We start from the raw sequence: 13,165 nt of genomic DNA, 5'->3' as shown, positions 1-13,165 counted from the left end.
TAACTTTATTATCGCTTAAACATCCATCGATTTCCATATGATGAACAAATAATTTCTTGAATTTTCAACATCCATCTTTATTGAGGATCGAGTCGATAGGAGATGAGTTCATAATCAGGTGTATACGTAAAGGTCCCGTACAGCATTCCCGTGCCTTTCATTACATAATCGAGTATATGATAATCGCCAGGAGCCATCGGCAATGCTTTAACATCCTCTTTCGGATGCCATTTAATTGTTCCTTCTTCTGATTCATGTACATTCGTTCCTTGAAAATCCGTAGCTAGGAAAGTAAACATCATCCATTCAGATACAATGTCTTTCCCATCCTGAATGAGGAAGGTAAAAACTCCCTTTAATTGAGGGTTTCTAATGTATATGCCTGTTTCTTCACGATATTCTCGTGTAACAGTATCTTTAATTGATTCACCTAGCTCCATCTTACCGCCTGGAGCTACCCACCAGCCTCTTCTTGGCTTTTGAAGGAGAAGAACGTTGTCTCCATCCATTAAGACACAATTCGTTACGCGCTGCATCTTGATTCACCTCGTTTTTGTACTTATCAGAAAGCTCAAGGCACAACCAAAAGCAGACGTTGTAAAGCTTACTGTCACTTCGTTAGCCTTGTTCTTATTATTCTGTTTTAGTAATTTTTACTTGCCCTTATTCCGTTAAACTGGCAGTAATACTTGAAGCGGAATTTCGCCAAGAACACGAAGATAAGTCTCGCTTCATTATACTATTTATACGTATTCTTCACAATTAATGGAGCCTTGTTCGTTGGTATTTATGTAGTATATTAAGAAAAATTGAATCATTGGGTCTAGTTTAAGTATGTAGCTTAATATGGCTGTGCGAGCCACTTTCGCTTTTCTTATTGTCTAGCTCCAGTGCCTAGCCCCTCGAGGTCATAACACAAATCAGAATTGAAGGTAAAGTGCACCTTCTATTCTGATTCGTCTTATGCTTGTCGGGGCTTAGCAAGGCACTTCCGCTTTTCTTATTGTCTAGCTCCAGCGCCTAGCCCCTCGAGGTCATAACCCAAATCAGATTTGAAGGTAAAGTACACCTTCTATTCTAATTTGTCTATGCTTGTCGGGCTAATCAAGGCATTTCCGCTTTTCTAAATATATACGAATCATGTAGGAATCTGTTTCACTTTTTTTTGAGGAAAATTGAACAGATTGTGGACAAAAAAAGGGAGCATAGGAAAGGGCGCCTATGCTCTAAAATAAGTCTATTTATAAAAGGGGGTCAATTACTATTTATATAGTAACTCATAATTGTTTCATCCATGTTACAGGAGAGTTAAAACAGAATTACGAATGTGTAAAATTATCTTCCACCAAGATTTACTTAGCAACTTTTAGCTTTTCTGCTAGCTCTTCAACATAATGCTGAGCGCTTTGAGCTGCGATACTACCATCACCAGTTGCTGTTACGATTTGACGAAGCATTTTTTCACGAATGTCCCCAGCCGCAAAGATCCCTTTTACTTTTGTTTCCATCCGTTCATTTGTTTCAATGTAGCCATTTTCATTTGTAATCCCAAGACTCTCAAATGGTTTAGAAAGAGGTACCATTCCAATGTAAATAAAGACACCATCTGTTTTAAACTCTCGCTCTTCTCCATTTACTGTATTGACTAATGTTACCTTTCCAACTTTTCCATCTTGATCATGAATTTCTTTAACTGTATGATTCCAGATAAAATCGATCTTTTCGTTATCAAATGCACGTTGTTGAAGAATTTTTTGTGCACGTAATTCATCACGTCGGTGTACAATTGTTACCTTTGAAGCGAAACGAGTTAAATAAACTCCTTCCTCAACTGCAGAATCCCCGCCACCAACAACGACTAATTCCTTACCTTTGAAAAAGGCACCGTCACATACTGCACAATATGAGACACCACGGCCTCCTAATTCCTTTTCACCTGGTACACCGATTTTTTTATACTCTGCACCAGTTGTAATGATAACTGCTCTCGCTTTATATTCTTTCTTTCCAGCGATGACAGTTTTATATTCTTCACCATCGATAATTTCTTGAATATCGCCATATGCATATTCAGCACCGAATTTTTTCGCATGCTCGAACATTTTTGTTGATAGCTCAGGTCCTAATATATGATCAAAACCAGGGTAGTTTTCCACTTCTTCTGTGTTAGCCATTTGTCCACCTGGAATTCCACGTTCAATCATTAGAGTTGATAGGTTCGCACGTGATGTATAAACAGCTGCTGTCATCCCCGCTGGACCAGCACCTGCAATAATCACGTCATAGATTTTTTCTTCTGACACGATTGTTCACTCCTCATCAAGTTGTTTACTTTGATTATCTGCTACTTTAAAACATATATCCTATCTTTTACTTATTTTCGTATATTCATCGTATAAAATATTTGCGATATATGCTAATTTTTTGCTCATCATCAAGTTTTATTGATATTTATTAATCGTATAAAAGGAAAATTTATACCTTTGCAGTCTCCGTATCTTGTTGGATTTCTCTTACGATTTTTACATATTTCCCAACAGTTGAAACAGATATTCCATACAAATGTGCGATTCCCGATTGACTGATTGCTTCATGTTGTTCCTGATACCACACATAGTGAAGAGCAGATGCCCAGCCTAAAACATTTTTCAATGAAAAATCCATATTATAAGCCTTTAGTAAAACGTGAAAGGAAAACATAACTAATTCATTATCTTTTCCATTTTGAAATAAGGCATTTGTTATTTGATAAATCAGTCCTGCACTTTTCTTTCCGTCGGTGTTCTCAGATAAAACTGCTTCTAAGAAATCTTGCTCAATTTGTGATTGTAGTCGGTTAGCTTTGAAATCAGCTAACTTATTTGTTTGCATTGCCATAAAAATCGCATACAAACGTTCTTCTAAAGAAAGGCTCGCAGCATTTAATTGATGAAGATTATCTTTCGTATTCCAAGGCTCTAAGCCGATTTTACTTTTATTTTCTTTTATCACTCGCTCCCACATCTGCTCTGCAAATGCTATATGACCAGTAAAATACGCTGAATAGGATAACCAATAATAAAACGTATCATCCCCTTCAAAGCCTTGCTTGTAGAGAGAACGCAACCATTTGTAAGCAATCGGATAATACCCGACGAGAGCAAATGTTGCGCCAAGCTTATAACGATGTTCGTAAAGAAGTGGGTGCACGTTCGCTAACATATTTGCAATTTGTTCAACCTTCTCATCCTGGCGTTCATAATAATAAAAAACTAATAAATTACAATACGCATGGAGATTACCAGGATTTTGTTCAAGAACTGTTTGCAAATATTCCTTCGCCTTTTCCACTTCTCCAACATAAAAATAAGCAAGTGATAAATTATTATGAGCTGACCAAAATTCAGGGTATTCTTTCACTATTTCTTCAAGAAGAAGAATCGCCTCTTCAAATTGACTATTTTCCAATAGTGATTTTGCGGCATCCTGCTTAAGAATAAGATCGTCTGGATCTTTTAAAAAAGGCTCCTCATCATCACCTTCCATCGTTAGAAGGTCAATTAGGTCCTCGTTTTCCTCAAAAAATTCACCAAATGGTGCTAGTTTTGCATATTCAGTTGCACATTTATATGCTTCCTGAAATAACCCAAGATGTGCGAAATTATTCGCCATAAAGTAATGACATTCCGTCATGTCCTTGTCAACTTCATCAAGTATATATGAAAGCAATTCATTTGATTGGCTATACTTTCCCATATCGGTATAAATTGTCGCTAATTGGGAAAGCTTTACTGAGTCCCTCGGATCTAAATCCACAGCCTTTTCGAAATATTTGCTCGCCTTTTGATAATTTTGTTCTCGATAAGCCTTTAGGCCTTTATTATAGTAATATTGTCCATCTTGGAGAAACGGGACAACCTGTGCTTTTTGTTGTTTTTTGCTCAATTGTTTTCCCACTGAAATCCTCCATTTCATTCATTTCACCGTAGGTTAGTATACCATAAGAAAGAGTGTAGAAATAGAGGTTTTTAAAAGTAATGGGTGAAAGTGGAAAGAGGTTTCTTTTTTGAAAGTATTCGCTCACGAAATGAAAGGATTTGCCCTCGATATGAAAGTAATCATCGATTAATGAAAGGATTTCCTGAAATTTAAAAGTATTTGTACACAGAAAAAAAGACCCATATAAAATGAGTCCTATTTCTTCCCAACATGTCTTTCTTCAAGTACCTTTAACACATCATCAAGAGGAAGCCTTTGCTCCCGTAGCAGTACCAATAAGTGGAACAATAAGTCTGCAACCTCCCATTTGAGTTCATCGTGGTCTCTGTTTTTAGAAGCAATAATAACTTCTGCTGTTTCTTCCCCGACCTTTTTCAGGATTTTATCGACACCTTCGTTGAATAAATAGGTTGTATAAGCACCTTCCGGACGTTCTGCCTCACGTTCTGCAATGACCTTTTCTAAAGTGTTAAAGATGGCAAACCGATCTTGGAGTGTTGAAGCAGCTTGACCATCTATAGTTTTATTAAAGCATGTATATTCACCTGTGTGACATGCTGGTCCAGCAGGCTCAACAAGGACTAAAATGGCGTCCTCGTCACAGTCATAGCGTAGCTCGACAACTTTTTGAGTATTTCCTGAAGTTGCCCCTTTATGCCAGAGCTCCTGTCTCGAACGACTATAAAACCATGTTTCCTTTGTCGCAATCGTCTTTTTTAATGACTCTTCATTCATGTATGCTAATGTCAATACTTCCTTACTAGTTGCATCCTGTACGATTGCTGGAACGAGTCCACTTTGATCGAATTTAATTTGCTCAATCATCGTACGTTCACCCCCCGCTTTTCTAAATAGTCTTTTACTTCTTTCACTGATGTTTCTTTATAGTGGAAGATAGATGCCGCTAATGCTGCGTCAGCTTTCCCTTCATTGAAGGCTGCTAAAAAATGCTCTGCACTTCCAGCACCACCTGAGGCGATCACCGGAACAGAAACCGCTTCGCTAACAGCTTTATTAAGAGCTAAATTAAATCCATTCTTTTCACCGTCACTGTCCATGCTCGTTAATAAAATTTCCCCTGCACCACGTTTAACAGCTTCACGAGCCCAATCGACAACTTCCCATTCCGTTTCCTTTCTGCCACCATGTGTATACACCCGCCAGCTACCTAGAGATTCATCATATTTCGCATCAATTGCGACCACGATACATTGGGAGCCAAAAAAGCCTGCACCTTCTGTAATGAGATTTGGATTTAATACTGCTGCTGTGTTTAATGAAACTTTATCAGCACCTGCGCGAAGGATTTTTTTCATATCCTCTAATGAGTTAATTCCACCGCCAACTGTGAAAGGAATGGCTAGTTGTGCTGCAACCTGCTCGACAACATCAACCATCGTTTTTCGGCCTTCATGAGATGCGGAAATATCAAGGAAGACAAGCTCATCTGCACCTTCCTGATCATAGAATTTTGCTAGTTCAACAGGATCGCCTGCATCTCTTAAGCCTAAAAACTGAATCCCTTTTACGACACGTCCTTCCTTCACATCTAAGCAAGGGATAATTCGTTTTGTTATCATCGGTCATATCCTCTCTTCCTATGATTCTATCATCAAGCTTCCTTCACAATTTGAACGAAATTCTTTAAAATCGCTAAGCCTAGCTCACTACTTTTTTCCGGATGAAATTGAGTACCGAAAACATTTCCTCTGCCAACAACAGCCGGGACATCGACTCCATATTCCGCTGTTGCTAACAATGTATCAGCAGCGTCTGTTTCAACGTAATAAGAATGAACGAAATATGCATAGCCTTTCTCAATTCCTGATAACAAACGATTTTCATTTCTGATGTCAAGCTCATTCCAGCCCATATGCGGGACCTTTAGCGTTATCCCGTTTGTATTCTCTGGAATTTTCACTACTTTACCAGGTAGGAGTGATAAACCGTTAGCTAGTCCATTTTCCTCGCTTTCTTCAAATAAAAGCTGCATCCCAAGGCAAATTCCAAGCAGCGGCTTCCCGTTTGCTGCAATTTTTTGAATGAAGGACGTTAACCCTGTTTCATTTAAAATCGCCATTGCATCCTTAAATGAACCGACACCGGGTAAAATATATCCGTCTGCTTTTTCCAGCTCAGCTTCCTCACTTGAAATAAAGTAATCTACATCCATCCGCTCTAACGCTTTGCTGACACTGTACAGATTCCCCATTCCGTAATCAATAATCGCGATCATTTACAACATTCCTTTCGTAGAAGGAACCCCCTTAATACGCGGGTCCACGGTTGTCGCCTCATCTAACGCTCTACCTAATGCTTTAAATACCGCTTCAATCATATGGTGTGTATTATGACCATAATGAATGATGACATGGAGATTCATGCGCGCTTCTAGAGCAAGCTTCCATAAAAATTCGTGAACATTCTCAGTATCAAATGTCCCGACCTTTTGATTTGGGAATTCCCCTCTAAACTCAAGATGTGGACGATTGCTTAAATCAACGACTACTTGAGCTAATGCTTCATCCATTGGAACAAAAGCATTACCGTAACGCTTAATTCCTTTTTTATCGCCGAGCGCTTCACGCAAAGCGTTTCCTAAGCAAATACCAATATCCTCTGTCGTATGGTGATCATCGATTTCCACATCACCATCTGCATCAACTGTTAAATCAAATTGCCCGTGTTTTGTAAATAGATCTAGCATATGGTCCATAAAAGGAACATCTGTCTTTAATGATGATTGACCTTCCCCATCGATATTAAAAGATAGAGAGATTTTTGTTTCATTCGTTTTTCGATCAATTGATGCCGTTCTTGCCATTAAAATTGCCCCCTTATTTTAATCGTTCCTCGACTGCACGTGCGTGAGCTTCCAAGCCTTCAAGACGAGCAAGCTTAGCCACCTTCGCAAAGTTCTTTTCAAATGATTGCTTACTATATTGGATAATGCTAGATTTTTTCATAAAATCATCGACATTTAACGGACTTGAAAACCGTGCTGTTCCATTTGTTGGAAGCACATGATTCGGCCCAGCAAAATAGTCACCAATTGGTTCAGAGCTATAACGTCCTAAGAAAATGGCTCCAGCATGTTTAATCCCAGGTAAACAGGCTAATGGATTTTCCGTTATTACTTCAAGATGCTCAGGTGCAAGCTCATTTACAACTGCTATTGCCGTTTCAAGATCATCTGTAACATAGATATGTCCATACGCTTCAACAGACGCTTTAGCAATTTCCTCTCTTGGTAGCAATGCAACTTGTTTTTCAACCTCAGCCTTTACCTTTTCCGCTTGATCCATTGAGGTTGTCACAAGAATACTTGATGAGTTTTTATCATGCTCTGCCTGTGATAATAAGTCTGCAGCAATTTCATTAGCGCGAGCTGTTTCATCGCTTAACACAACAATTTCACTTGGACCAGCAATCATGTCGATATCGACAATACCAAACACTTCTCGTTTCGCAAGAGCTACATAAATATTTCCCGGCCCCATAATTTTGTCCACAGAAGCGATTGTTTCAGTTCCATAAGCTAATGCAGCTATCGCTTGAGCGCCACCTACTTTATAGATTTCTGCTACTCCAAGCTCTTTCGCAGCAACCAATACTCCAGCTGGCAATGTCCCTTTTCCGTTTGGAGGAGATGTGATAACGATTCTTTTAACTCCAGCTACTTGCGCCGGGATAACGTTCATTAATACAGAGGAGGGGTATGCTGCTGTTCCGCCTGGTACGTATACGCCAACTGCATCCAATGGCGTCATTTTTTGTCCTAGCATCGTACCATCATCATCATAGCTAAACCATGATTCACGTTTTTGTTTTTCATGGAAGGAGCGAATATTTGCCGCTGCCTCACGGATGATGTCAACAAGCTCTTTATCTAGCTCTCTATAAGCTTCAGTAAATTCCTCATCTGTAACGAGCAAGCTTGAAAGTGATACTTGATCAAATTTTTTAGTGTAAGCAAAAAGCGCTTTGTCGCCATCGTTGCGAACGGTAGCGATGATGTCTTGGACGTCCTTTCGCTGCTGCTCAGTTCCAGTATCGATCGTCCTTCTTAAAGATACTTTTTTATCGGTAATTCGAGTGATTTTCATCTCACAAGCCTCCAATTACTTTTGATAGACGTTCTACTAATTTATCAATTGGCTCATCCTTCATCCGATAGCTAACTGGATTTACGATTAACCGTGAAGTGATATGGCAAATACGTTCTAATTCAACAAGTCCATTCTCTTTTAGCGTTTGTCCTGTTGAAACGATATCGACAATACGGTCTGCTAAGCCAATTAACGGGGCAAGCTCAATCGAACCATTTAACTTAATGATTTCAACCTGCTCCCCTTGTTCACGAAAATAGCTTGATGCAACCTTCGGATATTTCGTTGCAATTTTCGGGGCAACATCTGAAATTTTCCCATCAGGAAGACCTGCGACAGCTAAATAGCATTCGCTAATTTTCAAATCTAGTACCTCGTAGACATCACCATCTTCTTCTAGCATTACATCTTTTCCCGCAATGCCGACATCTGCAACCCCATGTTCTACATAAGTCACTACATCCATCGGCTTCGCTAAAATAAACCGGATGTTTTCTTTTGGTACATCTAAAATCAGCTTTCTTGATTCATCAAATTCAGGTGGGAGCTGATAGCCAGCTTTGCGGAGCATATCGGCTGCTTCTTCAAAAATTCTCCCTTTTGGCATCGCAATTGTTAATACATTCGCCATTTACAGCTCCTCCTTTCGTGAACCGATAAAATATGCAACCTCTTCAAACTGTTTAGTAAAAGCGTCGACATCCTTAATACCTGTGATCTCCTGCATCACAACGCGCTTGTTGCCTTCACGTAGCTCATTTGTATAGGAAATCGCCTCAATACGACGTTCCTGACTGTAAATGACGCATTGCAATTGCGGCGTTTCCTCGATGTTTAATGCCTCGATAAGTCGATCAATATGAAGACCGAAGCCTGTAGCTGGTGCGGCGCGATTGAATTTTTCAAACAAATGATCATAGCGTCCGCCACTACCAATTAAGAAGCCAACATTTTCTGCATAAACCTCAAATAAAATTCCCGTATAGTAGCTCATATGACTGACAATATTTAAATCAAGCTTTAAATAGTCTGTTACACCAAAGGCTTCTAAATTTGTCCATAGCTTGTTGATTTCCTCTAATGAGAGTGTTGCTTCCTCTGATGAGACAAGCTCTTTAGCAGCTTCCACTTTATCGATTCCACCGCGCAATGTTAATAATGCAAGCAGACGCTCTTTATCAATAGAGGATAATGGTAATCCCTTTACATGCTCACGATAGCCGACATAATTTTTTTCATATAAGAAACGGCGTAGTACATCTGCACGCTCTTGGTTTCCAAGCACTTCCTTAAATAAAGCATTTGCATAGCCTATATGTCCGATTGCGATTTTGAAATGCTCTAAACCTGCTTCCTTTAATGTTGAAACCATTAAGGAAATCACTTCTGCATCGGCACTCGTCGTTCCGTCACCAATTAATTCAACACCAACCTGTTCAAATTCGGCTGGTCGCCCCCCTTCACGCTGTTGGGCACGATAAACGTTTGCAGAGTATGCAAGTCTTAATGGATAAAGATTATTGTAAAGCTTAGAAGCTGCTACACGGGCAATTGGTGCTGTCATATCCGGTCTTAGCACCAATGTATGTCCTTGTTGATCAAGTAATTTAAAAAGCTGTTGATCCAAAATAGCAGATTGAACACCAACTGTTTCGTAATATTCCAATGTTGGTGTTTCAATAAATTGAAAGCCCCACTGCTCAATGATCTTCGTCATCGCTTGACGCGTTCTCTTTTTGACCTCGTATAATTTTGGTAATGTATCAACCATTCCAAGTGGTTTCTCAAACATAAACATGCTCCGGTACCCCCATCATTGAATACTTAGTATTTTCCGAAATCCTTTACTTCGCTAATATGCTAATATATTACCAAAGTGAAGAATCTATTTCAAGCAAAAAGTCATTTTTCCCCATAATTATTTAGGGAATATTCTGTCTCTTTTAGCTATAAGCTGTTTACTGTTTCTTAAATACTCTATCGACAAAACTCTTGGCAAACGGTAAAAAAGGCTGTCACGATAGGATTATCCCCTATTCGGAACAGCCTCTTGTCCGATTTCTCGTTTTTCACGCTCTTCTTTTGTATAGATTAATTTCATTGGGTTTCCCCCTACGAACGAGCCAGCTGGGACGTCTTTATGTACGAGTGTTCCAGCAGAGACAATCGCCCCATCCCCAATATGGACCCCTGGTAGAATCGTAGAGTTTGCACCGATCATCACTTCATTCCCAATATGGACCTCTCCTAATCGGTACTCCTTAATTAAATACTCATGAGCAAGAATTGTTGTATTATAGCCGATTACTGTATTCTTCCCAACTGATATCTTTTCAGGAAACATGACATCAAGCATAACCATTAATGCAAACGATGCTTGCTCTCCAACCTTCATCCGTAAAAATGTCCGATACATCCAATTTTTCAACGATAAAAATGGCGTGTATCTGGCAAGCTGAATCACAATAAAATTACGAACAACCTTCCAAAATGGCACAGTTTTATATACATGCCATAATGAATTAGCACCTTCAACAGGAAACCTTGTCGTTCTCCGTGACATTATTCCACTCCAACGATAGCGAGTAAATCACTCATTTTATCTAATACGTAATCAGGTTGGAAGCTTTCAATATAGTCTCTTCCTTTTATGCTCCAGGCAACACCAGCTGTTTTTGTGCCAGCATTTTTACCTGCGCCAATATCATGGTGGTTGTCCCCGACCATTATTGCTTCCTCAGGCTTCGCATCAAGCTGTTCAAGCGCCTTGAATATCGGCTCAGGATTTGGCTTTGCATGCTCAACATCATCTAACGTGACAACAACATCAAAAAATTGATCTAATTTTGTAAGCTTTAATCCCATATTGACAGTTGTTCGGATTTTTGTTGTGACAATTCCTAACTTAAATCCTTTTTCCTTCAGAGTTTGAATCGTTTCAAAAACCGTTTCAAATTCGGTGACAAGCTTATCATGCTGTTCATGATTAAACTTACGATAAACTTCAACCATTTCTTCCATCTTCTCAGGGTTAATGCTCTCAAATGTTTCGTAAAGAGTTGGACCAATAAACGGAAAAACATCCTCACGCTTATATTTGTCCGGATAATATTTGTTAAGAGTGTGGAGAAAAGATTCAATGATTAATTCGTTTGTATTAATTAACGTTCCATCTAAATCAAATAAAAGTGTATTAATTTTCATAAGTTGCTTCCTTTCTAAGCGATACTTCCTCAACCTTCCGCCAAATAGCAGCAATTATCATCGTTAAAACAATTGCAACGGCTAATCGAATGATTAACAACGGAAGAACAGGGATGCCGAGTGGGATGAATATCAGTGTATCTTCTACAACTGCATGACATGAAACTAGGAAGATGAACGCTAGTGTTAAATCCTTATAGCTAACATTATCCTCCTTAACAGCTTGAATCATGACCCCTGCTCCGAAGGCTAAGCCTATTGTAAGACCTGCTACCAATGTCATTGACGTATTTTCTTTCATTCCGAGCATTTTCGTGACAGGAGCCATCCACCTTGTAAATGTCTTTAAAAGTCCTAAGTCTTTTAAAAATTGAATAACAAGCATTAATGGGATGACAATAAGGGCAAGCTGGAGAACACCTAGACAAGCCTTTTGTAAGCTAAAGCCAATTATTTCAAGCCATTTATCTGGTGTAACGTTTTGCTTCGAAGTAAATCCGTATTGAGCAAGTTCGTTCCCACCATGCCAGACAAGGTTTACAACGATAGCCGAGCTAAAGGCAAGTCCAAGTCTAACAATGAGGATAATCCAAAGTTTCATACCAACCTTTGCAGCAACTGACGACTCAATTAATAAATTATGAGAAAAGGATAGCATTAACGCTAAAATAAATACTTCCTTTACTGTTAAATCGAGTGATAAAATTGCACCAATCCCTGCATAAAGATTTAGAAAGTTCCCAATGACAAGGGGAATGGCTGCCTCACCTGATAAGCCGAAGATCCCCATAATCGGTGTAATGAGCTTTGCTAACCATGGCAACACAGGTGTATGCTGTAGAACACTCACAAACAATGTAATTGGAAAAATCACTTTACTTAACGTCCAGGTTGTCTGGATACCAGATTGAAGGCCATTTTTAAAGCTATTCTTCACAGGCAACCTCTCCTCTTGCTGTAAAATTACTAATAGATAAATATTTTTCTTATTGACTTACATCTAAGTACCGTTCCTTTGAATAGCCTTTTACACGTCGGAAAATCATGATCCCAACAGCTATTAAGATTAGTACAATCGAAATGACTTGAGCAATTCGAAGTGAATCTGTCAGCATTAAACTATCTGTACGCATCCCTTCAATAAAGAAGCGGCCGACAGAATACCAGATGATATAGGTTAAGAATAACTCCCCACGTCTAAAGTTCGCTCTTCTTAATAAAATTAAAAGGATAAATCCAACAAAGTTCCATATTGATTCATATAAAAAGGTTGGATGGTAGTATTCGCCATTAATATACATTTGATTAACAATAAAATCAGGTAAATGTAAGCCTTCTAAAAACTCTCTCGTTACCGCATCACCATGAGCCTCTTGATTCATGAAGTTCCCCCAGCGGCCAATTGCCTGTCCGAGAATAATCGATGGAGCTGCAATATCTGCTAGCTTCCAGAATGACAATTTTTTCACCCGTGCATAAATCGCCCCTGTAATAAAGGCTGCGATTAATCCACCATGTATCGCAAGTCCGCCATTCCAAATCTTAATAATGTCTCCCGGATTATGATAATAATAATCCCACTGAAAAATAACATAATAGAGTCTTGCCCCGATAATAGCAGCCGGGATAGCAAATAAAACAAGATCAACAAACGTATCTTTATGTAAGCCTCGTCGCGTTCCTTCACGAACAGCAAGCCACAATCCAAGCAACGCACCAACACCAATTATTACCCCATACCAATGAATTTGAATCGGACCTAAATCAAGAAATATCGGGTTCAATGGTTTTATGCTTTCTTCCATTTCATCATCTCCCTATCGTTTACTAGTCTGTGTCATAGCCCAAATGGCCTTCCATCTATATAGACTTCA

14 protein-coding genes are annotated in these 13,165 nt (G+C 39.1%); all 14 read right to left on the bottom strand.

All coding sequences use genetic code 11. The annotated features are described in order from the left end of the window. Positions 1-77 precede the first annotated feature (77 nt). Entirely contained in the window at positions 78-536 is a 459-nt protein-coding gene (locus HU235_RS02805) for an 8-oxo-dGTP diphosphatase (RefSeq protein ID WP_095297161.1), read from the bottom strand. Between the two features lie 816 nt (positions 537-1,352). After that, complete coding sequence (trxB, locus tag HU235_RS02800; RefSeq protein WP_095297159.1) at positions 1,353-2,303, bottom strand: thioredoxin-disulfide reductase; 951 nt, start codon at positions 2,301-2,303, stop codon at positions 1,353-1,355. Positions 2,304-2,475: 172 nt separating this feature from the next. Further along, positions 2,476-3,936 carry a tetratricopeptide repeat protein gene (locus HU235_RS02795; RefSeq protein ID WP_095297157.1) on the bottom strand — a complete coding sequence of 487 codons (1,461 nt, stop codon included), beginning with the start codon at positions 3,934-3,936 and terminating at the stop codon, positions 2,476-2,478. Positions 3,937-4,173: 237 nt separating this feature from the next. Beyond that, positions 4,174-4,803, bottom strand: a complete 630-nt coding sequence (gene hisIE, locus HU235_RS02790) for a bifunctional phosphoribosyl-AMP cyclohydrolase/phosphoribosyl-ATP diphosphatase HisIE (RefSeq protein ID WP_174879278.1) — start codon at positions 4,801-4,803, stop codon at positions 4,174-4,176. Then, positions 4,800-5,558 (bottom strand): imidazole glycerol phosphate synthase subunit HisF, encoded by a 759-nt coding sequence (gene hisF / locus HU235_RS02785; RefSeq protein ID WP_174879277.1) that lies wholly within the window; start codon positions 5,556-5,558, stop codon positions 4,800-4,802. The genes hisIE and hisF overlap by 4 nt, the downstream gene beginning before the upstream one ends. 32 nt (positions 5,559-5,590) lie before the next feature. Next, positions 5,591-6,214: an imidazole glycerol phosphate synthase subunit HisH gene (gene hisH, locus HU235_RS02780; protein ID WP_095297152.1), complete on the bottom strand. Its 624-nt coding sequence runs from the start codon at positions 6,212-6,214 to the stop codon at positions 5,591-5,593. Then, positions 6,215-6,802: an imidazoleglycerol-phosphate dehydratase HisB gene (gene hisB, locus HU235_RS02775; RefSeq protein WP_174879276.1), complete on the bottom strand. Its 588-nt coding sequence runs from the start codon at positions 6,800-6,802 to the stop codon at positions 6,215-6,217. Between the two features lie 13 nt (positions 6,803-6,815). Next, positions 6,816-8,084, bottom strand: coding sequence for a histidinol dehydrogenase (gene hisD, locus HU235_RS02770; protein WP_174879275.1), 1,269 nt, complete (start codon positions 8,082-8,084; stop codon positions 6,816-6,818). A gap of 1 nt (position 8,085) precedes the next feature. Next, positions 8,086-8,718: an ATP phosphoribosyltransferase gene (hisG, locus tag HU235_RS02765; RefSeq protein ID WP_174879274.1), complete on the bottom strand. Its 633-nt coding sequence runs from the start codon at positions 8,716-8,718 to the stop codon at positions 8,086-8,088. After that, on the bottom strand, positions 8,719-9,885 hold the full coding sequence (locus tag HU235_RS02760; protein ID WP_174879273.1) for an ATP phosphoribosyltransferase regulatory subunit: 1,167 nt from the start codon (positions 9,883-9,885) through the stop codon (positions 8,719-8,721). It abuts the gene before it with no gap. Positions 9,886-10,113: 228 nt separating this feature from the next. Then, positions 10,114-10,650 (bottom strand): acyltransferase, encoded by a 537-nt coding sequence (locus HU235_RS02755; protein WP_095297143.1) that lies wholly within the window; start codon positions 10,648-10,650, stop codon positions 10,114-10,116. After that, a complete protein-coding gene (gene ppaX / locus HU235_RS02750; RefSeq protein WP_095297141.1) occupies positions 10,650-11,291 on the bottom strand; it encodes a pyrophosphatase PpaX in 642 nt (213 codons plus the stop codon). Before ppaX ends, HU235_RS02755 begins: the two co-directional genes overlap by 1 nt. Continuing rightward, complete coding sequence (locus tag HU235_RS02745) at positions 11,281-12,228, bottom strand: nucleoside recognition domain-containing protein (RefSeq protein ID WP_174879272.1); 948 nt, start codon at positions 12,226-12,228, stop codon at positions 11,281-11,283. Before HU235_RS02745 ends, ppaX begins: the two co-directional genes overlap by 11 nt. Before the next feature lie 49 nt (positions 12,229-12,277). Next, a complete protein-coding gene (gene lgt / locus HU235_RS02740) occupies positions 12,278-13,096 on the bottom strand; it encodes a prolipoprotein diacylglyceryl transferase (protein WP_145582075.1) in 819 nt (272 codons plus the stop codon). Positions 13,097-13,165: the final 69 nt, after the last annotated feature.

Origin of the sequence: Metabacillus niabensis, from assembly GCF_902829255.1 — a bacterium.
GTDB classification, from domain to species: domain Bacteria; phylum Bacillota; class Bacilli; order Bacillales; family Bacillaceae; genus Metabacillus; species Metabacillus niabensis.
The sequence above is the reverse complement of the archived record's forward strand: the minus strand, read 5'-3'. Positions and strand labels throughout refer to the sequence as shown.

Coding starts and splice junctions, on each gene's coding strand:
- hisG (WP_174879274.1), bottom strand. CDS start 8,718: ATGGCGAATGTATTAACAATTGCGATGCCAAAAGGGAGAATTTTTGAA.
- HU235_RS02755 (WP_095297143.1), bottom strand. CDS start 10,650: ATGTCACGGAGAACGACAAGGTTTCCTGTTGAAGGTGCTAATTCATTA.
- ppaX (WP_095297141.1), bottom strand. CDS start 11,291: ATGAAAATTAATACACTTTTATTTGATTTAGATGGAACGTTAATTAAT.
- hisIE (WP_174879278.1), bottom strand. CDS start 4,803: ATGATTGAGCAAATTAAATTCGATCAAAGTGGACTCGTTCCAGCAATC.
- hisD (WP_174879275.1), bottom strand. CDS start 8,084: ATGAAAATCACTCGAATTACCGATAAAAAAGTATCTTTAAGAAGGACG.
- HU235_RS02760 (WP_174879273.1), bottom strand. CDS start 9,885: ATGTTTATGTTTGAGAAACCACTTGGAATGGTTGATACATTACCAAAA.
- hisF (WP_174879277.1), bottom strand. CDS start 5,558: ATGATAACAAAACGAATTATCCCTTGCTTAGATGTGAAGGAAGGACGT.
- hisH (WP_095297152.1), bottom strand. CDS start 6,214: ATGATCGCGATTATTGATTACGGAATGGGGAATCTGTACAGTGTCAGC.
- HU235_RS02805 (WP_095297161.1), bottom strand. CDS start 536: ATGCAGCGCGTAACGAATTGTGTCTTAATGGATGGAGACAACGTTCTT.
- hisB (WP_174879276.1), bottom strand. CDS start 6,802: ATGGCAAGAACGGCATCAATTGATCGAAAAACGAATGAAACAAAAATC.
- lgt (WP_145582075.1), bottom strand. CDS start 13,096: ATGGAAGAAAGCATAAAACCATTGAACCCGATATTTCTTGATTTAGGT.